The 25,701-nt window shown below is 60.6% G+C and carries 21 protein-coding genes, 1 tRNA gene and 1 pseudogene; 10 read left to right on the top strand and 13 right to left on the bottom strand.

The genetic code is table 11. The features are described from left to right. Nucleotides 1-46: 46 nt before the first annotated feature. Nucleotides 47-817, bottom strand: a complete 771-nt coding sequence (locus tag NPS29_RS26590) for a c-type cytochrome (protein WP_425312557.1) — start codon at nucleotides 815-817, stop codon at nucleotides 47-49. A 621-nt stretch (nucleotides 818-1,438) separates the two neighbouring features. Between NPS29_RS26590 and NPS29_RS26585 the strand changes: the two genes are divergently transcribed. The 3 genes from NPS29_RS26585 (at nucleotide 1,439) to NPS29_RS26575 (ending at nucleotide 5,765) form a co-directional block, all read left to right on the top strand. After that, nucleotides 1,439-2,644 carry an acetyl-CoA C-acetyltransferase gene (locus tag NPS29_RS26585; RefSeq protein ID WP_274136366.1) on the top strand — a complete coding sequence of 402 codons (1,206 nt, stop codon included), beginning with the start codon at nucleotides 1,439-1,441 and terminating at the stop codon, nucleotides 2,642-2,644. Between the two features lie 63 nt (nucleotides 2,645-2,707). Then, complete coding sequence (locus NPS29_RS26580; RefSeq protein WP_274136365.1) at nucleotides 2,708-4,849, top strand: 3-hydroxyacyl-CoA dehydrogenase NAD-binding domain-containing protein; 2,142 nt, start codon at nucleotides 2,708-2,710, stop codon at nucleotides 4,847-4,849. A gap of 193 nt (nucleotides 4,850-5,042) precedes the next feature. Then, on the top strand, nucleotides 5,043-5,765 hold the full coding sequence (locus tag NPS29_RS26575) for an amidotransferase (protein ID WP_274136364.1): 723 nt from the start codon (nucleotides 5,043-5,045) through the stop codon (nucleotides 5,763-5,765). A 55-nt stretch (nucleotides 5,766-5,820) separates the two neighbouring features. On the opposite strand, the gene NPS29_RS26570 is transcribed toward NPS29_RS26575, so the two are convergent. The 7 genes from NPS29_RS26570 to NPS29_RS26540 form a co-directional block, all read right to left on the bottom strand. After that, nucleotides 5,821-6,792: a magnesium and cobalt transport protein CorA gene (locus NPS29_RS26570; RefSeq protein ID WP_274136362.1), complete on the bottom strand. Its 972-nt coding sequence runs from the start codon at nucleotides 6,790-6,792 to the stop codon at nucleotides 5,821-5,823. A gap of 75 nt (nucleotides 6,793-6,867) precedes the next feature. Then, nucleotides 6,868-7,644: a lysophospholipid acyltransferase family protein gene (locus NPS29_RS26565; RefSeq protein ID WP_274136361.1), complete on the bottom strand. Its 777-nt coding sequence runs from the start codon at nucleotides 7,642-7,644 to the stop codon at nucleotides 6,868-6,870. A gap of 223 nt (nucleotides 7,645-7,867) precedes the next feature. Next, the gene (locus NPS29_RS26560) at nucleotides 7,868-8,557 is read right to left on the bottom strand and encodes a crotonase/enoyl-CoA hydratase family protein (RefSeq protein ID WP_274136360.1); all 690 of its coding nucleotides are present in this window, start codon (nucleotides 8,555-8,557) and stop codon (nucleotides 7,868-7,870) included. 147 nt (nucleotides 8,558-8,704) lie between these two features. Then, nucleotides 8,705-8,998 carry a DUF6388 family protein gene (locus NPS29_RS26555; RefSeq protein ID WP_274136358.1) on the bottom strand — a complete coding sequence of 98 codons (294 nt, stop codon included), beginning with the start codon at nucleotides 8,996-8,998 and terminating at the stop codon, nucleotides 8,705-8,707. Nucleotides 8,999-9,674: 676 nt separating this feature from the next. Next, complete coding sequence (locus NPS29_RS26550) at nucleotides 9,675-11,177, bottom strand: purine-cytosine permease family protein (RefSeq protein ID WP_274136356.1); 1,503 nt, start codon at nucleotides 11,175-11,177, stop codon at nucleotides 9,675-9,677. A gap of 144 nt (nucleotides 11,178-11,321) precedes the next feature. Further along, a complete protein-coding gene (locus NPS29_RS26545; protein WP_274136355.1) occupies nucleotides 11,322-11,723 on the bottom strand; it encodes a YybH family protein in 402 nt (133 codons plus the stop codon). Between the two features lie 280 nt (nucleotides 11,724-12,003). Beyond that, nucleotides 12,004-12,498, bottom strand: a complete 495-nt coding sequence (locus NPS29_RS26540) for a helix-turn-helix domain-containing protein (RefSeq protein ID WP_274136354.1) — start codon at nucleotides 12,496-12,498, stop codon at nucleotides 12,004-12,006. Between the two features lie 507 nt (nucleotides 12,499-13,005). Between NPS29_RS26540 and NPS29_RS26535 the strand changes: the two genes are divergently transcribed. Beyond that, complete coding sequence (locus tag NPS29_RS26535) at nucleotides 13,006-13,803, top strand: hypothetical protein (RefSeq protein WP_274136353.1); 798 nt, start codon at nucleotides 13,006-13,008, stop codon at nucleotides 13,801-13,803. 280 nt (nucleotides 13,804-14,083) lie between these two features. After that, complete coding sequence (locus NPS29_RS26530) at nucleotides 14,084-16,120, top strand: acyltransferase family protein (protein WP_274136351.1); 2,037 nt, start codon at nucleotides 14,084-14,086, stop codon at nucleotides 16,118-16,120. A 156-nt stretch (nucleotides 16,121-16,276) separates the two neighbouring features. On the opposite strand, the gene NPS29_RS26525 is transcribed toward NPS29_RS26530, so the two are convergent. After that, a tRNA-Ser gene (locus tag NPS29_RS26525) sits at nucleotides 16,277-16,366 on the bottom strand. A gap of 164 nt (nucleotides 16,367-16,530) precedes the next feature. Then, entirely contained in the window at nucleotides 16,531-17,280 is a 750-nt protein-coding gene (locus NPS29_RS26520; RefSeq protein ID WP_274136350.1) for a 3-oxoacyl-ACP reductase family protein, read from the bottom strand. Nucleotides 17,281-17,487: 207 nt separating this feature from the next. Between NPS29_RS26520 and NPS29_RS26515 the strand changes: the two genes are divergently transcribed. Next, nucleotides 17,488-18,048, top strand: a complete 561-nt coding sequence (locus NPS29_RS26515) for a cysteine hydrolase family protein (protein ID WP_274136349.1) — start codon at nucleotides 17,488-17,490, stop codon at nucleotides 18,046-18,048. Nucleotides 18,049-18,170: 122 nt separating this feature from the next. Here NPS29_RS26515 and NPS29_RS28995 read toward each other — a convergent pair whose 3' ends face one another. Both NPS29_RS28995 and NPS29_RS28990 read right to left on the bottom strand, forming a co-directional pair. Continuing rightward, on the bottom strand, nucleotides 18,171-18,899 hold the full coding sequence (locus tag NPS29_RS28995; protein WP_400605144.1) for a methyl-accepting chemotaxis protein: 729 nt from the start codon (nucleotides 18,897-18,899) through the stop codon (nucleotides 18,171-18,173). A 126-nt stretch (nucleotides 18,900-19,025) separates the two neighbouring features. Further along, nucleotides 19,026-19,967: pseudogene (locus NPS29_RS28990) on the bottom strand (HAMP domain-containing protein); the annotation flags it as partial. 570 nt (nucleotides 19,968-20,537) lie between these two features. Between NPS29_RS28990 and NPS29_RS26505 the strand changes: the two are divergent. The 4 genes from NPS29_RS26505 to NPS29_RS26490 are packed head-to-tail and all read left to right on the top strand — an operon-like array spanning nucleotide 20,538 to nucleotide 24,106. Beyond that, on the top strand, nucleotides 20,538-21,509 hold the full coding sequence (locus NPS29_RS26505) for an NAD-dependent epimerase (protein ID WP_274136345.1): 972 nt from the start codon (nucleotides 20,538-20,540) through the stop codon (nucleotides 21,507-21,509). A gap of 33 nt (nucleotides 21,510-21,542) precedes the next feature. Further along, nucleotides 21,543-22,286: a glycosyltransferase family 2 protein gene (locus NPS29_RS26500; protein ID WP_274136343.1), complete on the top strand. Its 744-nt coding sequence runs from the start codon at nucleotides 21,543-21,545 to the stop codon at nucleotides 22,284-22,286. Nucleotide 22,287: 1 nt separating this feature from the next. After that, nucleotides 22,288-22,578, top strand: a complete 291-nt coding sequence (locus NPS29_RS26495; RefSeq protein ID WP_274136341.1) for a lipid-A-disaccharide synthase N-terminal domain-containing protein — start codon at nucleotides 22,288-22,290, stop codon at nucleotides 22,576-22,578. 4 nt (nucleotides 22,579-22,582) lie between these two features. Next, the gene (locus NPS29_RS26490; protein ID WP_274136339.1) at nucleotides 22,583-24,106 is read left to right on the top strand and encodes an ArnT family glycosyltransferase; all 1,524 of its coding nucleotides are present in this window, start codon (nucleotides 22,583-22,585) and stop codon (nucleotides 24,104-24,106) included. Between the two features lie 6 nt (nucleotides 24,107-24,112). Here the strand turns inward: NPS29_RS26490 and NPS29_RS26485 are convergent, their stop codons facing one another. Continuing rightward, nucleotides 24,113-25,558, bottom strand: a complete 1,446-nt coding sequence (locus NPS29_RS26485; protein ID WP_274136337.1) for a SulP family inorganic anion transporter — start codon at nucleotides 25,556-25,558, stop codon at nucleotides 24,113-24,115. Nucleotides 25,559-25,701 lie beyond the last annotated feature (143 nt).

Genomic DNA, 25,701 nt, shown 5'->3' with positions numbered 1-25,701 from the left:
CTGGCGGGGGCGATTTCGATGGCGCCCCCGCCGGCAAGCCGTGCTGCTACGGGGCTGAGGTGTTGCGTCCCGCCATATGCTTCAGATAACTCACCACCTGCCCCAATTCCTCATCTGACAGCACATCCTTCGAAATCGCCGGCATCTTCGCCTGTGGCCACTGGCGCAGATTCTGCGGGTCGCGGATGTACAGTTTCAAATAATCGCCGGCAAAGTATTCAGTGGGGCTGTGCGGGATATTCAGGTCCGGCCCCAGTTGTGAATCCCCCGCACCGTTGAGGCGATGACAGGCGAAGCAATTTTTCTGAAACAGCGCAAAGCCCTTGTTCACCGGATCGTCAGCCGACAGGTTGGGGTCGGGCAGCAGCGCCGGAAAACGCTCGGCCACGGAGGCCAGCAGGCGAATCTTTCCAACAGCGTAAGGCCATTGTTCGGGGCTGATCCTGCTGGCAGCCGGGTCGGTCCAGACCAGGTAGAAAGGCCCGGCTCCGGGTTTATCCTTGCTCAGGCCCGGCCACGGATGCGCAGGATCCTCCACGGCGAGCCAGGCCTGGGAGCCGGTCTTTTGCAGCAGTGGCGCGGCAGGCATCTCGGCGGCGAAGCCATCGGTGGCCACGGCCTGCAGATGGGCATCGCTGGACACGCCTTCCAGTAGCACGGAAACCGGCACTGCGCGGTAATGCATGTCACGTTTGTAGGAGACGTCCCCGGGTATGTCGATATCCCGGGCCTGGGGATGGCTGAGCAACTGGGCGGTGTCCCAGGTGTGCGTGCCATCGGCCAGCTCGACAGTCAGTTGGGCAGCATGAAGCGGCATCGCCAGCAGTAAGCCGGCCAGCGACAGCAATGGGCGCAAGATGTGAGTTACTCCGTTAGATCTCAGCCGAATAATCTAGTGAGGTTTGGCAAGATCAACAAGAGTGTGGTGGCGAAAACAATCAGTCCCGCTTGACGTACTTTCGAATGCTTGAACATGGCGTATGCCTTCTTTTTGTTATTCCTGAGCGACAAAAGCTTCCCGCCCTCATAAAGAAGAAGCGGCAGCTGGCAAAGGTGAAATCCAAAGAGCAGGTGTCCCGACAAGTAGCCGGTGACGGGGCGCTGGAATGAAACTTTGTTATTGCGCCTCTGCTACAGACTTAACCTTAGAGCCCGCGTGCGACGCGGCTTAGATCGGTTTGATATGAATAATTCGATTTGGTTAGGAAGAATGGTGATAAAGCCTTTGGCCAGTATCCGACACTCCCTTGCTAGACGCCTTGGGCCAGATCAGGGGCTGTCCGATAGCTCACTACCGTTCGTCCGAGTCCGAAACTTCCTACAACGAGCTAACCTTCATCACAGTCAAGTGAACTGAGCACTTCGATCATTGAACACATCTGTGTGACGGTTATCGTGTCGACAGAATAAAAAATCCAGCAGGGCAGCGAGGGACACAATGACTGAGGCGTTTATTTACGATGCGTTGCGCACGCCACGAGGCAAGGGCAAGGCCGACGGATCGCTGTACAGCGTCAAGCCGGTGGATCTGGTGGCAGGGCTTCTGACCGAGTTGCAATCGCGCAATCGTCTGGACACCCGTCAGGTTGACGACATCGTACTGGGCTGCGTGACGCCGGTGGGCGACCAGGGCGCTGACATTGCCAAGACTGCCGCACTGGTGGCCGACTGGGCCATCGACGTGGCCGGAGTGCAGGTCAACCGGTTCTGCGCCTCGGGGCTTGAAGCGGTGAACCTGGGGGCGATGAAAATTCGCTCGGGCTTCGAGGACATGGTGGTGGTTGGCGGCGTGGAGTCCATGTCGCGGGTGCCGATGGGCAGCGACGGCGGCGCCTGGGTGCTCGACCCGCACACCAACCTGCACACCCACTTCACCCCGCAGGGCATCGGCGCGGACCTGATCGCCACGCTGGAAGGCTTCAGCCGCCAGGACGTCGATAACTTCGCCCTGCAATCCCAGCAAAAAGCGGCCCGTGCCCGCCAGGCAGGCGCGTTCAGACGCTCGCTGGTACCGGTTCGCGATCAGAACGGCGTGCTGCTGCTCGACCACGACGAATTCATCCGTGCCGATTCGAGCCTTGAAGGGCTCAGCGCACTCAAGCCCAGTTTCCAGGCCATTGGCCAGATGGGCTACGACGCCACGGCCTTGCGGGTCTACAGCCACGTCGAGCGCATCGAGCATGTGCACACACCCGGCAACAGTTCGGGCATCGTCGATGGCGCGGCGCTGATGCTGCTGGGCTCCGAGGAGAAGGGCCGGGAACTGGGGCTCAAGCCTCGCGCCAGGATCGTCTCGGTGGCGGTAACCAGCACCGATCCGACCATCATGCTCACCGGCCCCGCGCCTGCCACGCGCAAGGCCCTGGCCCGGTCGGGGCTGAGCATTGACGACATCGACCTGTTCGAAGTCAACGAGGCCTTCGCCTCGGTGGTGCTCAAGTTCATCAAGGACATGGGTGTCGATCCACACAAGGTCAACGTCAATGGCGGCTCGATTGCCCTGGGCCATCCGCTGGGCGCCACCGGCTGCATCATTCTGGGCACCTTGCTCGATGAACTCGAAGCGCGGCAGTTGCGCTATGGCCTGGCGACCTTGTGCGTCGGCGGCGGCATGGGGATTGCGACCATTATCGAGCGAGTTTGATTGCCCGGTCCACGGGGTGATCATTGATGCCTATATAACAACAGTTTCAGGAAGAACGACCGCATGACTGATGCCATCCAGTACGAAATCGGGCCCGATCAGATCGTCACGCTGACGCTGGACATGCCTGGCCAGCAGGCCAACACCATGAACCAGACCTGGCGCCAGGCCATGGCGCAGACCGTCGCCCGGTTGCAGGCCGAGCGCGACAGCATCCTCGGCGTGATCCTGCGTTCGGCGAAAACCACCTTCATGGCCGGCGGCGACCTCAACGAATTGATTCAGGTGGACAAGGCCCGTGCCCAATGGTTTTACCAGATGACACTGGACCTCAAGGCGCAGCTTCGGGCTCTGGAAACCCTGGGCAAACCGGTGGTAGCCGCGATCAATGGCGCGGCGCTCGGCGGAGGCTGGGAGCTGTGCCTGGCGTGCCACGGGCGTATTGCGCTGGATGACAGGCAGGTTCGCCTGGGCTTGCCGGAAGTCACGCTGGGCTTGCTGCCCGGTGGCGGCGGCACGGTGCGGCTGGTTCGCATGCTGGGGCTGGAAAAGGCGCTGCCCTTGCTCATGGAAGGGCGGGTGATGAGCGCGCAGCAGGCCCTCAAGGCCGGCCTGGTCGATCAACTGGCCAGCGATGGCGATGACCTGCTGCGCAAGGCCCGCGCCTGGATCCTCGCCAACCCGGCGCCGGTCAAGCCTTGGGATGCGCCGGGCTTCCAGATTCCCTGTGGTACGCCGTCCCACCCCAAGGTCGCGCAGATGCTGGCGATTGCGCCGTCGATTCTGCGCAGCAAGACCCAGGGCTGTTATCCGGCACCGGAGAAGATTCTCGCCGCCGCCGTCGAGGGCGCGCAGGTGGACTTTCACACCGCCGAGCAGATCGAGGCGCGCTATTTCACCGAGCTGACCACCGGACAGATCTCCAAGAACATGATTGGCACCTGGTTCGCCCTCAACGAGCTGAACGCCGGCGAGTCGCGGCCCAAGGCGCCGCCGGTCTATCACATGCGCAAGGTCGGGATTCTCGGCGCCGGCATGATGGGCGCGGGGATCGCCTGCGTCACTGCCAGGGCCGGGGTCGATGTGGTGCTCAAGGACATCAACCTGGCCACCGCGCAGAAGGGCAAGGACTACACCGTCAGGGTGCTGGACAAACAGATCGAGAAGGGACGGCTGACGGCCGAACAGCGTGATGCGATTCTGGCGCGGATCAAGACCACCGGCCGCGACAGCGATCTGGAAGGCTGCGACCTGATCATCGAAGCGGTGTTCGAAGACCGCGAACTCAAGGCCCAGGTCAGCGCCGCCGCCGAGCAAGTGGTGGTGCCCTACGCGGTGATCGCCTCCAACACCTCGACGCTGCCCATTGCCGGCCTGGCAAGCGCGGTGACCCGGCAGGAGCGCTTCATTGGCCTGCACTTTTTCAGCCCCGTGGACAAGATGCGCCTGGTGGAAATCATCAAGGGCCCACGCACCAACGACATGACCCTGGCCCGGGCGTTCGACTTCGTGCAGCAGATCGGCAAGACGCCCATCGTGGTCAATGACGCTCGCGGCTTCTTCACCTCCAGGGTGTTCGCCACCTTTACCAACGAAGGCATCGCCATGCTCGGCGAAGGCATTTCGGCGGTGATGATCGAGACAGAAGCGCGCAAGGCCGGGATGCCGGTGGGGCCGCTGGCGGTGTCCGACGAGGTGTCGCTGAGCCTGATGAGCCACATTCGCCAACAGGCGCGCAAGGACCTGGCGGCTGAAGGCGTGACGATGGTCGAGCACCCGGCCAACGCGATGATCGATCTGCTGCTCAACGAGTACCAGCGCGCGGGCAAGGCGGCCGGCGGCGGGTTCTATGACTATCCCGAAGGCGAGCCGAAACGCCTGTGGCCGCAGCTCAAAACGCGCTTCGAGAAGCCTGGGGCGCAGATTGCCGGGCAGGATATCCGCGACCGGTTGTTGTTCATCCAGGCCATCGAGACCGTGCGCTGCATCGAGGACGGTGTGTTGCGTTCGACCATCGACGCCAACATCGGCTCGATGTTCGGGATCGGCTTTCCGGCCTGGACGGGCGGGGCGCTGCAATTCATCAACCAGTACGGGCTCAAGGACTTCATCGCCCGCGCGCAGTACCTGGCCGAGCATTATGGCGAACGCTTCGAGCCGCCGGCGTTGCTGCTGGACAAGGCGCTGAACGGCAAGGTTTTTTAATCCTGTAGGAGTGAGCTTGCTCGCGATAGCGTCGTTTCGGCCAGAATCATGTTGACCTGTCTGACGCTATCGCGAGCAAGCTCACTCCTACAGGGGCGTGTGCGTACTCTGGTCCACACGCCCCTTGCCTTGACCCCGGCTTCAAGGCAGGCTTGGCTGTGTGCATTTTCGCCTTGTCGCTTCAGGTATTTTTATGTCGTTACGCATCTGCATTCTTGAGACCGACGTTCTTCGCCCGGAACTGGTCGATCAATATCAAGGTTACGGGCGGATGTTCCAGTCGCTGTTTTCCCGCCAGCCCATTGCCGCCGAATTCGTTGTCTACAACGTGATGCAGGGCAATTACCCGCCGGATTCCGAGCAGTTCGATGCGTACCTGATTACCGGTTCCAAGGCGGACTCTTTCGGTACCGACCCATGGATCCAGACCCTCAAGACCTACCTGCTCGAACGCTACAAGCGTGGCGACAAGTTGCTGGGCGTGTGCTTCGGCCACCAGTTGCTGGCCTTGCTGCTGGGCGGCAAGACCGAGCGGGCGACCCAGGGTTGGGGCGTGGGCATTCACCATTACGACCTGGCCCCGGCCAAGCCATGGATGACCCCGGCGATGGACAAGCTGACGCTGCTGATCAGTCATCAAGATCAGGTCACCGCGCTGCCTGAAGGCGCGACGGTCATTGCCTCGAGTGACTTCTGCCAGTTCGCCGCCTACCACATCAACGATCAGGTGCTGTGCTTCCAGGGGCACCCGGAATTCATCCACGACTACTCGCGCACGCTGCTCGACATCCGTCAGGAAGCGCTGGGTGAGCAGGTGTACAGCAAAGGCATCGCCAGCCTTGAAGAAGAGCACCACGGCGCTACCGTGGCTGAATGGATGATGCGTTTCGTGGCGAACAAGCCACAAACGGCCTGAAGGACCACAATCGCCCCCGCCGGCAAGCCGTGCTGCTACGGGGGGATCGTGAAGGTTACAACCAGCCCGACCGCTTGAAGCTGGCGAACAGCAGGGTGCAGCCCCCCAGAATCACCCCCAGCGCGATGAAGTAGCCGTAATGCCAGCTCAGCTCGGGCATGTTCTGGAAGTTCATCCCGTAGATCCCGGCAATCGCCGTGGGAAACGCCAGAATCGCCGCCCAGGCCGCGAACTTGCGCTGGGTCAGGCTCTGCCGCGATGACTCCAGCAACAGCCCGATCTCGATGGTCTGGCTGGCGATGTCCCGCAGGTTGGCCAGGTCTTCCATCTGGCGCTTGACGTGAATCTCCACGTCCCTGAAATACGGGCGCATGTTCTTGTCGATGAACGGGAAACTGAGTTTCTGCAATTCTTCGCCGATTTCCACCATCGGTGCCACGTACCGGCGCAGCCGCAGCAGATCCCGACGCAGGCTGTGAATGCGATGAATATCGGCTTCGTTCAGCTCGGTGCTCAGCACGCTGTGCTCCAGCTCTTCGAGTTCGCAATGAATGGCCTCGGTCACCGGCTGATAGTTTTCGGTGACGAAATCCAGCAGCGCATAGAGCACGAAGTCTTCGCCGTGATGCAGCAACAGAGGGCGGGCCTCGCAGCGTTGGCGCACCAGCCCGTAGGACTTGGAGTGGCCGTTGCGCGAAGTGATGATGTAACCCTTGCCCGCGAAAATGTGCGTCTCGATGAAGATCAGCTTGCCGTCTTCGCGGATCGGTGCGTAGGTGACGATGAACAGTGCATCGCCAAAGGTCTCGAGCTTGGGGCGGCTGTGAACTTCCAGCGCATCTTCGATGGCCAGTTCGTGCAGGTTGAACTGCTTCTGGAGCGTGGCCAATTCCTGGGCATTGGGCTGCTCAAGGCCGATCCAGACGAAATGCCCAGGCTTTGCAGCCCAGGCCGCGCCCTCGTCGAGGGTGATGTTGGTGACCTTCTTTCCTTCACTGTAAACCGCGGCAGCGACAACTCGGCCCATGGTGATTCACTTCTTCTTATCAGGAGGGACTGACACGCAGCTTAGCGCGCCTTCCTGATTCAGAGTCGGTGAAAATCAGTGAGTTCGGGTGTTTTGTGCAACTTGTTCAGCTGCGGTTTGGGAAGGCTGTGAGCGTGTCTGCAATTGTCCGTCCATCTGCTCGATGCACGCCTTCATCTGACTGTGGCACTGGGCGATCAGGTCAGGGATATCGGCATCGGTCAGGCGGGTGGTGGAGATCGCCGGCAAGGCGCGAATCATCACCTGGCCGCTGTCCCAGGCACCCAGGCGCATGTCGCGCACATAAGTGCTGACGCACACCGGAATGATCGGCACACCGGCATCGACCGCCATCTGGAACGCACCACGCTTGAAGGGCAGCAGGCCCTTGCCCAGGTTGCGCGTACCTTCGGGAAACACCCAGATCGAGGTGTCCTTGCGTTGCAGGGTTTCGGTGGTCTTGCGGATGGAAAGGCGCGCACGCAGCGGATTGCCACGGTCGATCAGCACATTGCCCGCCAGCCAGAACAACTGGCCGAAGAAGGGCACCCATTTCAGGCTTTTCTTGCCGATGCACACGGTGCGTGGCGGCACGATGTTGCCCAGGATGAACAGGTCGTAGTTGGACTGGTGGTTGGCGACGATCACGCAGGGGCGGCTCTTGTCGAAATTCGCACCCATTTCGGCCTTGAGGCGCAAACGCAGAATCCACATGGCGGGCAAAGCATAGAAGCGCGCGCACAAACGGCTGTTGTCCGGATTGAACGGGCGGCACAGGCCCAATATCAACCCCAATGCGCCAGCCACGACAAAATGCACCGCCATCAGCAACATACGCAGGACAAACAGCATGCAGACCACTCTGGAAACAAAAAAGGTGGCGCAGTGTACGGATGTGCACTTGAAGGGGCAATTGCCATGCAGACGGGTGGCGGGGGAGAGGTTAAGCAGATGTTTCAAACCGTAGCAGCACGGCTTGCCGGCGGGGGCGGTGCATCAGCAACACATTCGTCGCCTGACACACCGCTCCCGCCGGCAAGCGGAACGCCGCCCGGCCGGGCTGCTACGGACCGAGTCAGAACGAATGCTGCTTATCCAGCTCGATGGCCTTGTCCAGGGTTTCGAGGAAGTCTTTGCGCACTTTGAGCTTGGTCTGCTTGTGGGCTTTCATGTTGATCTTCTTCAACTGAAGGGCCACGGTGCGGGCGGTATCGACCAACTCCTCGGGCGCAACCACCTTGTCCAGGAAACCCGCCTCGACCGCAGCCTTGGGCGAGAACATCTCGCCGTTGATCACCGAGCGGCCGAAGGCGCTTTTATTCAGGCGGTCGCGGGCCAGCTCGATCCCTGCGTGGTGCATGGTCATGCCAATCTGCACTTCGTTCAGGCCGATGCTGAACGGGCCATCGACGCCGATGCGGTAATCGGCCGACAGCAGCAGGAATGCGCCCTTGGCCACTGCATGCCCACCGCACGCCACGACGATTGGAAACGGATGCGACAGCATGCGTCGCGCCAGGGTGGAACCTGCGGCCACCAGGCCCAGCGCGGCCTCGGGGCTGGACGTCATGATCTTGAGGTCATAGCCGCCCGAGAGAATACCCGGCTGGCCGGTGATGATGACCACGGCGCGGTCCTTTTCGGCCTGATCCAGCGCGGCGTTGAACGCGGCGATCACGTCATCGCTGATGGCGTTGACCTTGCCGTTGCTCAGGGTCAGCGTGGCGACGCCGTCATCCAGTTGATAGGCGACCAAATCACTCATGGGGGCTAGTCCTTTTTGTTTTGAATTGGCGCAGACGTTACCCACCCGCAAGGGCAAGGTAAAGCGTAAAGGATGACCGACAAGTCAGGGTTTCGGGCCGCGCGCAGGGCAGTAAAGGTCGCGGCCCGAGGGGGGAGATTGAAGCGTTTACTCCTCGACGTCGTTGAGTTCGCAGTAGTCGTCCCAGTCCATGTCCAGCGCTTCGGCAGCTTCCTTGTGGGCAGCCAGGCGCATTTCCTTGAGTTGCTCAGGGGTTTCGGCAATGAATTGCAGTGCAAGATCCCAGGTGGGGATGCCCAGATCTTCGGCTTCGTCTTCGAAAGCCCAGAGGATCTGCTGCTGTTGCTCCGTGGGGCTCAGTTGCTGGATTTCAGCCTGAAGGGTCGGGTTAGTCACGATGTACTTCGCCAGGGCAGCTTCGGTCCAGTCATTTGCGTTCATGCGAGGGTTATCTCCTGTGGTTCGAGCTGACGTTCTTCTTGTAACGATACTGACGTACGAACCGATTGTGCGTGAAGTAGCCGACGCACGCCAGCCGAAGCGAATCCGTCGGTCGGCGGTTGGGCTCCGGCCTGTTGGCGCGGGTGATCAGGAGTGCCCCATCGCGGGCAAGCGCGCTCCTACGGGATCGAGGTAAACCACAGGTAGCAGTCCGGCTTGCCGGCGTCAGCGATCTTGAAGACGTCCCCGCCGGCAAGCCGTGCTGCTACGGGGCGGTGGGGGGCTTTAGATTTTGATCTGGCTTTTGATCTTCATGCGCAATGGTGCAGACACCGCCGAACGCGACGTCAAGGCGCCAGGCCGAGCGCAGGTGTCGTGGAGGGGGATGAGCGGCAGGGATGCCGCGAAAGCCGTGCGGGCCATGGATGGCCCATCATGGCGTGCCCCCGGAACGGCGCCGGAGTCGAGGGAAGTCCGAAGGACCCCAGCCTGTCGCAAATGGTTTGGTTACTTTGCCGAAACAAAGTAACGCGCCGTAAAGGCGCAAAGGTGAGTCAGCATCACCGCCGTGAACGGATATGCGCCTAATCCACGCGTCACCCAAGACGCGGAGCGTCAAGAGCGCCGTTCCCACGCAGAGCGTGGGAACGATCAACGATCAGGCGATCAGAGTCGATCAACCAATCGCCATCGGCTTCTTCACATTACGGTGCGCATTACTGCCCAGCAGCGGATGCGGACCATGATCCCCGTAGACCCCCACCGGCTCCGGGAACGTGCGCAACAACGTGACATACAACAGCGCCGCCAGCCCCAGCGTGATCGGCAGGCTGATGTCGATCCCGCCCGCCAGATTCCCCAGCGGCCCCACGAACTGCCCCGGCAGGTTGACAAAGCACAGGCCGATCGCCGCACTCGGAATCCACGCCCCCAGCCCGCGCCAGTTCCAGCCGTGCTCGAACCAGTAATGGCCGCCGCTCTGGCCACGGGTGAACACCTGCAGATCCGCCGGATGATAGAAGCCGCGACGAATGATCAGCCCCAGCACCATGATCACGATCCACGGTGAGGTGCAGGTCACGATCAACACTGCAAAGGTCGAAACACTCTGCACCAGGTTAAAGGCGAAACGACCGATGAAGATGAAGGCAATGGCCGCAATCCCGATCAGAATCGTCGCCTGAGCACGGTTGAGCAGGCGCGGGAACATACTCGACATGTCCAGGCCTGTGCCATACAGCGAAGTGGTCCCGGTCGACATGCCGCCGATGATCGCGATCAGGCACACCGGCAGGAAGAACCAGCTCGGCGACACTGCCAGCAGGCCGCCCACGTAGTTGTTGTCGGTGATGTACTGCGGCGCCTGAGTGGCGACGATGGTGGCCGTGCACAGACCGAACAGAAACGGAATCAGCGTGCAGATCTGCGCCAGGAACACCGACGCCATGATGCGTTTTTTCGACGTGTGACGCGGGATATAGCGCGACCAGTCGCCCAGGAATGCACCGAACGAAACCGGGTTGCTCATGGCCAGCAAGGCTGCGCCGATGAACGCCGCCCAGAAACCTTCCGAACCCTGGTTCACGGTGCCGGCGAAGCCCGCATCGAAACTGCCGCCAAAGGCAAAAATGCCCAGCAGGAACAACAGGCTGGATGCAAACACCGCGATCTTGTTGACCCACAACATGAAGCGGAAACCGTAGATGCACACCACCAGCACCAGCACCGCGAACACGCCGTAGGCGACGGCCAGTGTCAGGTCGTTTTCAGGCATGCCGATCATGCGCTTGGCGCCGCCGATCAGGGCATCGCCCGAACTCCAGACCGACAGCGAGAAGAACGCCACGGCCGTGAGCAAGGACAGGAACGAGCCGACGATTCGCCCGTGGACACCGAAATGCGCGCCAGACGATACCGCATTGTTGGTGCCGTTGAGCGCGCCGAACAGCCCCATCGGCGCGAGGATGATCGAGCCCAGCACGATGCCCAGGATGATCGACCAGACACCCGCCTGGAATGACAGCCCGAACAGCACCGGGAAGCTCCCCAGTACCGCAGTGGCAAAGGTGTTGGCGCCGCCGAACGTCAGGCGAAACAGATCGATGGGCCTGGCATCGCGCTGATCGTCCGGTATCTGTTCGACACCAAAAGTTTCGATAGTGGTAGTGGCTTGTGACATGACGGTTTCCTGCGCGCAGTCGTGTTGTTATGAGGCCGGATCGGGTCCGGCGCTGGCTTGGCAGTGATTGCTTCTAGAACTTGATGCTTATTGTACGAGTGGGTCCGGCGGCGGCCTCTGTGGGGGCGCTCGCGGATGTCGGAATCAGGCCTTGGGCTGCTCCGACAGATGTTCGTGACAGGCCAGCCAGCGCTGCCCGTCGAAGCGGAACACGATGGTTTCGCGCTCCAGAAAGTGGCTTTCTTCGCTGCCGAACCGCACGTGGGTCGCGACGTCGTGCATGAAGATCGCCACCTCGCCCTGCATCTGGATATGCACGTTGCTCGACCGGCAGCCGAGCACGGCAAAACCGTCCGCTTGCCAGCCGTTCCATACGTCGCGGTAGGCGGCGCGGGACAGCAGCGGGGCAGGGAGGGTGTAGAACAGGAAAGTGGCGTCTTCGCTGAAAGCCGCGAAGTAGGCGTCTGTGTCATTGCCGGCGAAGGCTGCAATCAGTTCGTCGGCAGCGTGCTGGACGTGTTCTTTGAGGTGCGCAGTGGAGGTCATGGCCGTCTCGTTATTGTGATACTGGCGATGGGGCATGACTTTAAGCAGCTCTTACATCCGGTAACATCGGCGCCGATAAATACTTACTTCAGAAATTTCGGAAGTATCGCTAGCCTGCGGCCTGGTTCGCACCAGATTTATAGAGTGCGCCTTTCACTGGGCGAGCTGCAAAAACATGCCGCAAGCGTCGCGAGCACGATATCAAACCGTTTCATCCACACTCTCCCTGAATGGCGCAAGGCTACCATTCAAGAAAAGGACTGTCAGTCTGACGGTCAGCTCAATGGGCTTCGTGGCTGGCCTTCTGCACCCGGGCCAATGCCAGCGCCACGAACAGGTCGGCATCGCCCTGCAACACTCGCAAGTGATCCTCGACATGGTCGATGTCGTGGCGCTGCTCCTGGGTGTCCACCAGCCGTGTGACTTCACACAAGGCATTGGCCGTGACCCACAGGCTCTGACGCAACTGGCCGATGATCCTGACCACGCTTTCCGCGCTGGTGCAGTCCTGGTCGGCAAAGCCCGACTGGCTGGCAATCAGTGAAGGAAACACCGGTACTTCTATCCGGTTGCCGGACTCGATACCGGTGACCACCCGGCTGATATCCACACCTGCCGCTGCAATGCGAAAAAGATAGTCGGCCCGTGGCAGGCGCTGCCCGCTTTCATAGTGGCCCTGGGCGTTGGCTTCAACGCCACCGATCGCGCCCAAGGCACTCTGGGTCAGTTTCAAGCGTTTTCTTTCTTGTCTCAGACGTTTGCCGATACCGTTCATCAACCTACTCCTGCGAAATTCGCGCCCCGATTTTCATACGGATGAGGCGCGCAATGGGGGCTGGAATACGGGCTGGGTGATCCAGGGAAGAACTAGCCTCGTACTAAGTAGTGACGCCAGAATGTTGCGGGCGCCGAATAGACAGTAGCTGCTCGATCGAGGGGAGAGGCAGGTTTCCGATGGTCTGCGGCAGCAGCATGGCTCAATGGGGTGAATCATTTTTTAAACACATGCTTTCGAGTGACTACTTCATCCATTTGAGTGTATTTCGTGCTGCTCATTTGCAAGTAACCAGACGCCGTCAATTCCCCCGGACGCATCTGTTGTTTCAAGCTGACCGATACGACCAATGGTCAGTGAAGAGAAACCGAGAACACACTAAGCTGCGGCATCGCAGCACAGGCTTCTGGACTGGATTTTCTCGGTAACTGACGTGGGTTTTGGAGTATCCTTGCCCGGCTTTTACTGACTGCCGTTGATTCTGATCTCTGGAAGGATGCTCCAATAATGTTCAAAGGGTTGGCAAATACAGCAGTCGGACTGGCTGTGCTCGTTGCCTTGGCTCTGGTAGTAGAGCATTTCAGCCACGATGCGCAGCCGCAGAGTAGAGGCAATTCGATTCCCGGTTACGATTACATTCAGGGCCGGACACTGGCCGAGATTCCTTTGGTTGAAATGGCACGCCGTGAAAATGAGCCTGTACTGGCGTACGTTACTCGTGTCACGCAAATGGTTCACAAAGCTACTTACCACTGTTTACCTGACCAGAATTCCGTTTCCTGGATAGAAACCGCTGTCAACTATGCGGCCTACAAGGCAGGGCATGACGCCAACTACGACCTGGGTCTTTATAACTTCAGGACCCTGCGATGCGGGTATTGCAGCGAGCGCGCGGCAGCCGTCACGCGGATACTGCGACGCAGCGATCTGGACGCGATTACCTATGGCCTGGGCGGGCACGTGGTTTCCAAAGTGATGATCGATGGCACTGCCTACTTCACAGACCCGGACTACGGCGTCGGCCCTTATCCCGCCAATCTGGATTTTGCCGGCATTGAAGAGCTCTACACCCACAGCGTCATTCCGCAGAACGCGAACATGATTGCCGCGATCGTCACCGACCCCACCGGTTCGGGGCCTTATTTGTCAGAGGAATACCTGACCAGCTTGAGGGACCTGCGCCGCAAACTGCATTTTGTCGCCAACGCCGCAGCCAGCGGCTTGTTGGTCTTCAGCCTGGTAGCAGCCTGTTTCTTCCGCCCTCGGTGGAGCATGTTGGCCGGCAAACCCCTGGCCGCAGAATAACCTTTTCATCGCGCCTCTCTCCTCAAAAATGCCCGGGCTTTCCCGGGCATTTTTTTGCCTGCAAGAAAGGTTCGTCCCCTACGTCGGATCGGGTGTGTGTCCAGTATGTATCAGCCTTGTCACAAAGGATTTGCAAAGACTACTATGGCCCGCTTTTTTCATCCGATTAATGATCAATAAGTTCGTTTGAGTCCGGCGATGCTGTTGCCGGTGGCCTGAGTGGGCCACCGACGTTCGCATGCACGGGTTCGAAAGGCAGTCGTCAGGGCGTAACGGGTTCATGGAATACAAGGAAATAAAGGCCTCCAAGGTTGGCACTGCTTCTGGATACCGTCCGGACATCGATGGAATGAGGGCACTGGCCATCCTGGCCGTGGTGATCTTTCATGCTTTTCCGACTGCCTTGCGTGGCGGGTTTGTCGGCGTCGATATCTTCTTCGTGATTTCCGGTTATCTGATTTCCGGGATCATCTTCAAAGGGCTGGATGCCGGCAACTTCAGCTTCGGGCGGTTTTATGCACATCGCGTCAAACGTATCTTTCCAGCATTGATGGTGGTACTGCCCTGTGTGTTTGCGCTGGGCTGGTTCCTGTTGTTGCCGGATGAATTCAGTCAGTTGGGTAAGCACATTGCGTCCAGCGTTGCCTACGTCCAGAACTTCTCGTTGTCGGGCGAGGCCGGTTATTTCGATACGGCTTCGGATCTCAAACCCCTGACCCATATGTGGTCGCTTGCGGTCGAAGAACAGTTTTATCTGTTGTTCCCCCTGATCATGTTCTGCGCCTACCGCATGGGCTTCAACTTGTTGTCGCTGGTTGTGCTGGGTGCGGGCATCTCTTTTTATCTGAACATTCGCGGCGTCAGACTCAGCCCGGCCACGGCCTACTACTTGCCCCAGATCAGGTTCTGGGAGTTGATGGCCGGTTCAGTACTTGCCTGGATCGACCTGTATAAAAAAGAAGTCGTGTTGGGTCTTTTGAGCAAACTTGCCTTCAACCCGCTGTTCTTCACCCGACCGCCAAACCCGATGCACCAGCGCCAGGCGCTCTGCAACCTGATCTCTCTGGCAGGTCTTGGGCTGATCGCGGTATCGCTGCTGGTCATCGAACAGGGCTATTCGTTCCCCGGCTGGTGGGGCATTGGCCCGGTGGGCGGGGCGTTCCTGATCATCTTCAGTGGGCCGGACGCGTGGGTTAACCGCAGGCTGCTGTCGAACCGGTTTGCCGTGTTCATCGGCCTGATCAGCTATCCGCTGTATCTCTGGCATTGGCCGTTGCTGTCCTTCGCCCATATTGTCGCCTCGGGCGTACCGTCCGAACTGGTCCGCAGCGGTATTGTGCTGTTGAGCCTGGTATTGGCCTGGTTGACCTATCGGTTGATCGAGCGCCCGGTACGTTCGGGGCAAAACGGTCGCTTCACGGTGATGGCCCTGGTTTCACTGTCAGTCATCATTGGCGCGATTGGCGTCTACACGTGGAAGAGCGCGGGCTTTCCGGCGCGGCTTGAGCCTTTCATGAAGGTGTCAAAAGCTGCCGGAGAGTGGGATTACCCTGGTCGTCTGAAGTGGACCAATTTCAACAACATGAGGTATCTACTGCAGCCGTCCGGTAACGAGGCAACCACGCTGTATATGGGGGACTCGAATATCGAACAGTACTATCCACGGGTTGAACGGCTGATCAAGTCTTCTCCGGAGTTGACCAACTCCGCCATCTTCAAGACCGGTGGAGGCTGCACGCTGATCCCAGGGCTCAAATATGATGAACGGCATGCCTTCTGCAACGACGTGATGCGTGATGCCCTTGAGCTGGTGAAGACAAAGCCGGAAATTCAGCGCGTTGTCATTGGTGCCCAGTGGAGTGGCTTCATGTCGTCGATCTTCAAATCGGCCATGACGCCCCAGGCCGGTGAAGAGGCTTACGCCGAGGCGCTGAATAGCCTGTCCGGCATGATTCGGGATTTCGTGCGCCAGGGTAAAACAGTCTATCTGGTCACCGGGATTCCAATCGGCAGCGAGCTGGACCCGAAGTACATCGCCCAGCGTGATCTGAAGTCTTTCCCGCAGATTTTCAAGATGCGCACCGGCGGCCTGAGCGTGTCGGGACTTGAAAAGCTGTACGGCAGGTACCGCAGGGATCTGATCAAGACCGGCAAGGAAGCCGGCGCCACTGTCATCGACCCGGTCGATTACCTGTGCACCGATCGTTGCGAGTCCCTGGATGACGAGGGAAGTCCCAAGTTCAAGGATTGGACGCATCTGCGCCCTGCGTACGTTCGAGAGCACGTCGACTTCCTGGACAAGACCATCCTGCGCTGAGCAGGCGCAGCAATCATCGGTTTGATGCCGCAGTCAAACCGATGGCTCTCCAAAAAGCCCGACACATCTTGATGTTCGGGTTTTTTTCTTTCCAGCCCCCAAACGAAAAACCCCTGGATTCTTGAGGAATCTCAGGGGTTTCGTTTACATCGAATTTGGCGGTGAAGGAGAGATTCGAACTCTCGATACAGTTTCCTGTATACACACTTTCCAGGCGTGCTCCTTAAGCCACTCGGACACTTCACCGTATCTCGCTAGACGTTCAGTCTGTCGAGGCGCGCTAATGTAGTCGAAAGCTTTGCCGAACGCAAAACTTTTTTTCAGAATTTTCATGCGGTTAAGCAAAAACACCACGCCCGGGCCTCTTTTGCGAGGTCCTGGGCGTGGCGAGGTGGGGACGGGCGTCTGGGTCAGGCGCCGAAGCCGCCGTCGATGGTCAGGCTGGCGCCGGTGACGTAGCCGGCTTCCGGGCCGGCCAGGTAAGCGACCATGGCGGCGATTTCTTCGGACTTGCCGTAGCGCGGCACGGCCATCAGGCCGATGAGCGATTCGGCGAAGTCGCCGTCGGCCGGGTTCATGTCGGTGTCCACCGGGCCGGGCTGCACGTTGTTGATGGTGATCCCCCGTGGGCCCAGGTCGCGGGCCAGGCCTTTGGTCAGGCCCACCAGTGCCGACTTGCTCATGGCGTACACGCCGCCACCGGCGAAGGGCATGCGGTCGGCGTTGGTGCTGCCGATGTTGATGATGCGACCGCCTTCCTTCATGTGACGGGCCGCTTCCTGGCTGGCGATGAACACGCTGCGTACGTTGATGGCCAGGGTGCGGTCGAAATCTTCCAGGCTGAACTCTTCCAGCGGGGCGATGGCCAGCACGCCGGCGTTGTTGACGAGGATGTCGATGCCGCCGAAGGTTTCAACGGTTTTGCCGACGGCGGCGCGGATGGCCTGTTCGCTGGCGCTGTCCGCCTTGATGGCCAGTGCCTTGGCACCGGTTGCGGTGATGCTGTCTTGCAGGGCGCGGGCCTTGTCGTCGGAGCTGACATAGGTGAAGGCAACGGCTGCGCCTTGTTCGGCCAGGCGTTTGACGATGGCAGCGCCGATGCCGCGGGAGCCGCCTTGAACCAGTGCTACTTTGCCAGTGAGGTTGGTTGGGTGAGTCATGTCGATCTCCTGTAACCATTTGAGCAGTGAGTGGATGGGTTCAGTATCGGTATTTGATTACGTTACCGGTAGCCAGTAATCGTGATGTTCTGTTTAAACCAGAAGTTTAGAATTGTTCTGCAAGGCGGCAATAAGGCTGTTGCAGCGTAGTACGCGACGGCAGAATCTGATGCTTCCTTGCAATGTTTTCCCTCTGATGGAGCCCCTATGCAGATTCATCCCAAGGCCGCGCTGGTCATCATCGACATGCAGCAAGGCATCAACCACCCCAAGCTTGGGCGGCGCAACAACCCCGACGCCGAGCAACAGATGCTTGCGTTACTGGCGGCATGGCGCCAGACCGGGCGTACGGTGATTCATGTGCGGCACTTCTCGCGGTCAGAAGATTCGGTGTTCTGGCCCAAGCAGTCGGGGGTTGAGTTCCAACCCCAATTCCTGCCGTGGGACGGGGAAGGGGAGTTGCACAAGCAGGTGCCGGATGCGTTCTGTCATTCGGCGCTGGAGGGCTGGTTGCGGGCGGACGGGATCAATCAGGTGGTGATTGTCGGCGTGATTACCAACAACTCGGTGGAATCGACGGCCCGAACCGGGGGCAACCTGGGGTTCGAGGTGATCGTGCCCCATGACGCGTGCTACACCTTTGACGGCGCGGATTTCTTTGGGCATGCGCGCAGTGCCGAGGAGATTCACGGAATGTCGCTGGCCAATCTGCATGGCGAGTATGCGCAGGTGGTGGCGACGCAGGAGATTTTGCGGCAGGTGGTCTAGAGGCTCTAACGCCCCTGTAGGAGTGAGCTTGCTCGCGATTGCGTAATGTCAGGTATTGCAATGGTGTCTGACACTACGCGATCGCGAGCAAGCTCACTCCTACAGGGTATGTGGTGTGACTGCTACAACCTGAACCGCGCCATCTGCGCGGCCAGGTGCGCGGCCTGTTCCGACAGGCGCTGGCAGTCCTCGCGGCAGGCCTTCACATCGCTTACGGTGGACTGCGCCAGGTCCGCGATGCCCTGCACGTTACGGTTGATTTCCTCGGTCACCGTGCTCTGTTCTTCCGTGGCCGCCGCGACCTGCTGGTTGCGGTCGGTGAGTTCTTCCACGTGGCCTGCGATGGCGTCCAGGGAGTTGCCGGTGCGCCGGCTGGCTTCGACGCCGGTGCCGGTGGCGGCCTGGCCTGAGCGCATGGAACTGACGGCCTGGTCGGCACCGCTCTTGAGTTCGCCCATCATCTGCTGGATTTCTGCCGTCGCGCTTTGGGTACGTCCCGCCAGCGTACGGACTTCGTCGGCGACCACCGCAAAACCACGGCCCATTTCGCCGGCGCGGGCGGCTTCAATGGCGGCGTTCAATGCCAGCAGGTTGGTCTGCTCGGAAATGCTGCGGATGGTGCTGAGCACCTGGTCGATGGTGGAAATCTGCAGCGCCAGATTCTCCACCGCGCCTGCGGCCGTGCCGACGCCGTCGGACATGCTCTGGATGTGGCTGATGGACTCACCCACGACCTTCTTCGCCGACGTCGCTTCGTTATGGGTGTTGCGCGACACGTCGGCGGCAGCGCCGGCGTTACGGGCGATTTCCTGCACGGTCAGGCCCATTTCGTGAACGGCCGTGGCGACCATGTCGGTCATCTGTTGTTGCTTGAGCGCACGGGTGGAGGTGCTGTCGACCACATGAGCCACATCCACCACGCTGTGGCGTAACTGCTCACTGGTTTGCAGAACGTCGCCGATCAACTGGCGCAGGCTTTCGATGAAGCGGTTGAAGCCGCGAGCCAGGTCGCCCAGCTCATTGGCGCGGCTGTCGTCCAGGCGACGGGTCAGGTCGCCCTGGCCGCTGCCGATGTCCACCAGCGCTGTGGTCACTTGCTGGATCGGCCGCACGATGCCGCGCGCGATCCACGCCACAAAACCGAGGAAGCACAGCACCACCGCCAGGCTGATCGCCGAAATGGTGGTCAGCGCTTCCTTCGCCGGCCCATAGACCTCGGCCAGTGGCACCTCGCTGACCAGCGTCCAGCCCAGGGAGGCAACGGGTTTGGCGACGGCCACATAGGGCTGGCCATTGCGCTCGAATTCCAGCGCCTGGCCGTTGCCGCTCTGGTTGAGCAGGGCGCCCGCCGCGCCGCTGCCCACCAGTTGGGTCAGGGATGCGCGGTCATTCAGGTCGGCGTCGGGATGCACCTTGATCTTGCCGTCGGGACTGACCAGATACACCTGGCCGGCCTTACCGAAATGAAAGTCACGCACCATCTGCGACAGCGCGCTCATGCTGAACCCCAGGCCCGCCACCCCGACCACCTGGCCGTTGTGTTCGATGCGCTGATTGATGAACAGCGTCGGCACCTTGGTGGTGGCGTCGATATCGATGTCCAGCGAACGCTGTTTGTTGCTGTCCAGGAATCCGTAGAACCAGTTGTTCTCCGCCGGGCCGCGCACCAGCGTGCGGTCGGCGCCTTTACTGGTGATGTACAAGCCGCTGTCCTTGGCAACGATAAAGGTGGTCAAGGCGTTGTGCTGATCCTTGATCCTGGCCAGGTAGCGAATGAAGCCCGGTTGCTGCGCGGCGTCTTCACCACCTGCCAGCCACTCGGACACCAGGGTGTTGTCGGCGATGTCGCTGGCGGCGGTGAGCGGTGCGGCCAGCAGCCGTTCCAGGTCGTTGCGGATCGCTTCGACGCTGGCGGGCATCGCTTGCTGGAGCAGGTAACGATCAGTGAGTTTGTTCAGGGCAAAGGCGTAGATCGCGATGACGATCAGGCTGCTGATGACCAGGGCCGCACCCATGCTCAGGGTCAATTGCCACTGAATACTCTTGCGCCAGACAGGCATAGAAAACTCCGGATAAACGAGCGCACAACCACGATGGAACAGTGCGAGTGGCTCGGCCGGAGCAATAAGCAGGCCAGCAACCTGATCGGGTGGTCAGGTTGGTGGTCGTTTACAGGCCTTAAAGTGCTGTAAATCAAGGGCTTGAGCCGTTCGGCAGATTTCTCGCGAGCTGCTCAGGAATTGGGTTGTGTACAAAAATTGAGTATTTTTGGAACAAAATCATGACGGGCGCTCATGGGGCCTGCCCGATTCACGTGCAGAACACCCCCAACGCTGCCATTCGCCTGACGCGCAATTTCCACGGCATCGTCAAAAACCCTTCGTCGTATCGTCATCTACCGCCAACAAAACGGTCATTTGCGCTTGATATAAGCCTCTGCAACCAAAAGAACCTACAAGTCCTGCAGAGTCCGTCATGGAAGTGAGCGCATGAGAATACTGGTCACCGGCGCCGCAGGTTTCATCGGCTTCCACACGGCCAGGCGTTTGTGCCGTGACGGTCATCACGTAGTGGGGCTCGACAACCTCAACGGCTACTACAGCGTCGAGCTGAAACAGGCGCGCCTGGCGCAACTGGCTACCCTCGGTAACTTCGAGTTTCACCGGCTGGATCTGGCGGACAAACAGGCGCTGCTGGATCTGTTCGCCGGGCAGCGTTTCGACCAGGTCATTCATCTGGCGGCCCAGGCAGGGGTGCGGTATTCCATCGACAGCCCGGACACCTACGCGCAAAGCAATCTGGTGGGGTTTCTCAACGTGCTGGAAGCCTGTCGGGCCTACAAACCGGCCCATCTTATCTACGCCTCGAGCAGCTCGGTGTACGGCCTTAATCACAAGTTGCCCTACGCCACCAGCGATGCGGTGGAACAGCCGATTTCCTTCTATGCCGCGACCAAGCGCGCCAATGAACTGATGGCCCATTCCTACGCCCACCTCTACGGTATTCCCACTACCGGCCTGCGCTTTTTTACCGTCTACGGGCCCTGGGGCCGGCCGGACATGGCGTTGTTCAAGTTCACCGATGCGATCCTCAAGGGGCAGCCCATCGATGTGTACAACGACGGCGCAATGTCCCGGGATTTCACTTACATCGACGACATCGTCGAAGCCTTGGTGCGCCTGATTCCGTTGCCGCCCGAGGCCGAGACCGGTGCCCCGAACAAGGTCTACAACATCGGCTTCGGCTCCCCGGTGAAGCTGCTGGATTTCATCGAGTGCCTCGAAGACGCGCTGAACATCCGCGCCATCAAGCATTTCATGCCGCTGCAGTCCGGCGATGTCCTCAACACCTGGGCAGACACCCGCGAGCTGGAAGCGCGGGTGGGTTTCCGGCCGCAGGTCACGGTGTCGACCGGTGTGCCGTCGTTTGTCGATTGGTACTGCAGTTATTACCGGGTTTAACCGCTCCCTCTTTTGTCTTTTGCAAGGAATGTCATGCAAGAACGCCCCTATGTGTCGGTTCTGATCCCCGCCAAGAACGAAGCAGGCAACATCATTCCACTGCTCGAAGAAGTGCGCGCCGCGTTCGCAGGCCAGGCGTTCGAAGTGATAGTCGTCGACGACGGCAGCACCGACGCCACCGCTGCCCAGTTGCGCAGCCTGCAAGAAGGCGGCTACAGCCAGTTGCGCGTGCTCAGCCATGCTCGTTCGCTGGGCCAGAGCACCTCGGTGTATCACGCTGCCGAAGCGGCACGCGGGCACTGGCTGGCGACCCTCGATGGCGACGGGCAGAACGATCCGGCGGACCTGCCGCGGATGCTCGATCTGGTGCGCGGCTCCGAAGGCAAGGCCGACGGCGTGAAGCTGGTGGCCGGGCACCGGGTCAATCGCCAGGACACCGCCAGCAAGCGCTGGGCCTCGCGCTTTGCCAACAAGTTGCGCAGCAGCCTGCTCAAGGACCAGACCCCGGACACCGGCTGTGGCATCAAGCTGATCGAGCGCGAGGCATTTTTGCGCCTGCCGTATTTCGATCACATGCACCGTTTCATTCCGGCGCTGATCCGTCGCCACAACGGCCGGATGCTGGTGCACCCGGTCAATCACCGCGAGCGTGGGGCAGGGGTGTCCAACTACGGCAACCTGGACCGTGCGCTGGTGGGCATCCTCGATCTGTTCGGCGTGTGGTGGCTGATCCGCCGCACCCGGCTTGACGTCACGGCACGGGAAAGCGAGGTCTGACATGGGCACAGAATCGTTATGGCTGGCGGTGGGGTTCATCGGCCAGTTGGCGTTCACCGGGCGTTTCGTCCTGCAATGGCTGTACAGCGAGTACAAGAAACGCAGCGTGATTCCGGTGGGCTTCTGGTACCTGAGCATCATCGGCAGCGCGCTGCTGCTGGCCTATGCCATTTACCGACAGGACCCGGTCTTCATCGTCGGCCAGTCCTTCGGGTTCATCGTGTACCTGCGCAACTTGCAGTTGATCGCCAAATTCAAAGAACAGCCAGGCGGCGCCGAACAGAAGGATTGAAGCAGTGCGGATTCGATTGGCTAGCCCGCGGTTGGAGTTGTGGTTTTTTGTCCTGTTGTCGGTATTGCTGTTGGGTGCGGGGCTGGGGTGGCGTCAGCCGCTGAACGTCGATGAAGAACGCTTTCTGGGCGTCGCTCTGGAGATGCTGCAGAACGGTTCCTGGTTCATCCCCCATCGCGCAGGGGAAATCTACGCGGACAAACCGCCACTGTTCATGTGGACGGTGGCGTTGTTCGTGCAACTCACGCATCTGCCGAAAGTGGCGCTGTACCTGCCCGCGCTCATCGCAGGCGCGGTGACCACCGGTTGCCTGTACGACCTGGGTCGGCGCCTGTGGGGGCGGCGGGTCGGGGTGATTGCCGCACTGTTGTTCCTGTGCACCTATCAGAGCTACAGCATCCTGCAGACCGGGCAGATCGACGGCTTCCTGGCCCTGTGGACGATCCTGGGCATCTATGGCCTGTGCCGGCACTTGCTGCTCGGCCCCGACTGGCGCTGGTATTACATCGCCTGCGCGGCCATGGGCTTTGGCATCATCAGCAAGGGCGTGGGGTTTCTGCCGGTGCTGATGCTGATTCCTTACGCATACGCCGTGCGCAAGGGCTGGAAGGGTGTGGTGGCGATGCCGTCCGGCAGCGCAAAGAAATGGTGGCTGGGCTTGCTGGTGGCCCTGGCGGCCATCGCGGTGTGGCTGGTGCCGTTGCTGGTGATCGTCGCCCAGGGCAGCGCCGACAGCGTGGCCTATGCCCAGGAAATCCTCTTCAAACAGACGGCGAGCCGCTACGCCAACGCGTGGGATCATCGCGAGCCGTTCTGGTACTTCTTCGTGCAGGTCATTCCCAAGTACTGGATTCCGATCCTGTTCATGTTGCCGTGGCTGGTGCCTGCGTGGCGCAAGCAACTGATGCGCCACGACGGTCGGGTGCTGGTATTGCTGGGCTGGGTGCTGCTGGTGTTGGTGTTTTTCAGCATCAGCACCGGCAAGCGCAAGCTGTACATCTTCCCGGCGGTGCCTGCGCTGGTGCTGGTCAGTGCGCCGCTGATTCCTTGGCTGATGCGGCGTTGGTTCGGCAAGCGGCCCAAAGGCCGGACGGTGTTCGTGGGGCTCACGGTACTGTGGCTGTGCGCCTGGTTCGTGCGCGGTTTTGTCGAGCCTCGTCATGAGGGCATCAACCCCCATGAAACCATGATGCGCGACGTGGCCGTGCTGACGCAGAACGCCGAAATCGTGCTGGTGGACTGGCGCGAGGGCCACTGGGTTTTCGCTCAGCAGCCATTGGTGCATTTCGGTTTCAAGGACACGCAACCGCTGGAGCATTCGGTGGTGTGGCTGCGCGGCCATCCGAACGCCTACGCGCTGGTGCCTGCCCAGGACATGGCGCGTTGTTACGACCCGCAGAAGGCCCGCAGCGTGGGCGATACTTCTCGCGCCGAATGGTTTCTGGTAGGGGCCGATGCGGACAACGGCAAGTGCCAGGCTACGTTGCCAGACAAGGCCTACAGCTTCGCCTGGCAACAGCCTCTGTAGGGTGCCTCAGGCGTGCTGCACACCGGCACGCTTGAGCAGCTTCTTGCAGCGCTCGGACAGGTGTACCACGCGCAGGTGTTTGCCGGCTTTCTCGTAGCGTTCGCGCAGGGTCATCAGCGCGGCAATCGCCGAGTAGTCGACGAAGCGCAGGTGGCGGCAGTCCAGCGTCGCAATGGCGGGGTCCTGCGCCGGGTCGAACTGGTTGAGAAAGGTCGTGGTCGAGGCGAAAAACAGCGTGCCGTGCAGGTGGTACAGCTTGCTGCCATCGGCCTCGATGTGGCTGTCGGCATAAAGCTCGCGCGCCTGTTGCCAGGCGAAGTTGAGCGCCGCGATCAGGATGCCGAACATCACGGCGGTGGCCAGGTCCGTCAGCACGGTGACGATGGTCACCGCGATGATCGCCAGCACGTCGTTGAGCGGCACCTTGCGCAGCACTCGCAACGAGGCCCAGGCGAAGGTCTGCTGCGACACCACGAACATCACGCCCACCAGCGCGGCCAGCGGGATGCGCTCGATCAGCGGCGAGAGAAACAGCACGAACATCAGGATCATCACCCCGGCCACGATCCCCGACAGCCGACCCCGGCCGCCGGAGCTGAGGTTGATAACGGTCTGGCCGATCATCGCGCAGCCACCCATGCCGCCGCACAGGCCCGATGCGATATTGGCCGCGCCCAGGGCCACGCATTCGCGGTCGGGATAGCCGCGGCTTTCGGTGATTTCGTCGGTGAGGTTGAGGGTCAACAGGGTTTCCAGAAGGCCCACCAGCGCCATCAGGATCGCGTAGGGCGCGACGATGCGCAGGGTTTCAAGGTTCCACGGCACCTGCGGCAGCGCCAGGCTCGGCAAGCCGCCGGCGATATGGGCCATGTCGCCCAGGGTGCGGGTCGGCAGCGCGAAGAAGTACACCAGAAGACCAACGCCGAGAATGGCCACCAGCGCAGGGGGCACCGCGCGGGTCAGGCGCGGCAATAGATACACCACGGCCATGGTCAGCGCGACGAGCCCCAGCATCAGGTACAGCGGTGTGCCGCTGAGCCATGAGTCGCCGTTCTTGAAGTGTTCGAGTTGGGCCATGGCAATCACAATCGCCAAGCCGTTGACGAAGCCGAGCATCACCGGATACGGCACCATCCGCACCAGCTTGCCCAGGCGCGGCACGCCAAAGGCAATCATCACCAGCCCGCCCAGCAGCACCGTTGCCAGCAGATACTCAACGCCGTGTTGCACCACCAGCGCGACGATCACCACCGCCATGGAACCCGCCGCCCCCGACACCATCCCCGGCCGCCCGCCGAACAGGGCAGTGAGCGTGCAGATAATGAACGCGCCATACAGCCCCATCAACGGATTGAGATGCGCCACCAGCGCAAACGCGATGCACTCGGGCACCAGGGCAAAAGAAGTGGTCAGGCCGGCAAGCACATCGGCGCGTAGACGAGCGGGTTTCATGGAGTTCCTGAAAATGAAGCGACAAAGGCGGGGATGTTACGGAATGTGAGCCGCCTTTTGTAGCAGCACGGCTGGGCAGCGTGGCGATCTTGATGACGCCATCGCGGGATTGAGGTGACTACACCCGTAGCAGATCGGAAGAG

It is taken from the genome of Pseudomonas putida (assembly GCF_028682175.1).
In the GTDB taxonomy this organism is placed as follows: domain Bacteria; phylum Pseudomonadota; class Gammaproteobacteria; order Pseudomonadales; family Pseudomonadaceae; genus Aquipseudomonas; species Aquipseudomonas putida_AD.
Note: the sequence above shows the minus strand (reverse complement) of the source record. Positions and strands in the feature narration are given on the sequence as shown.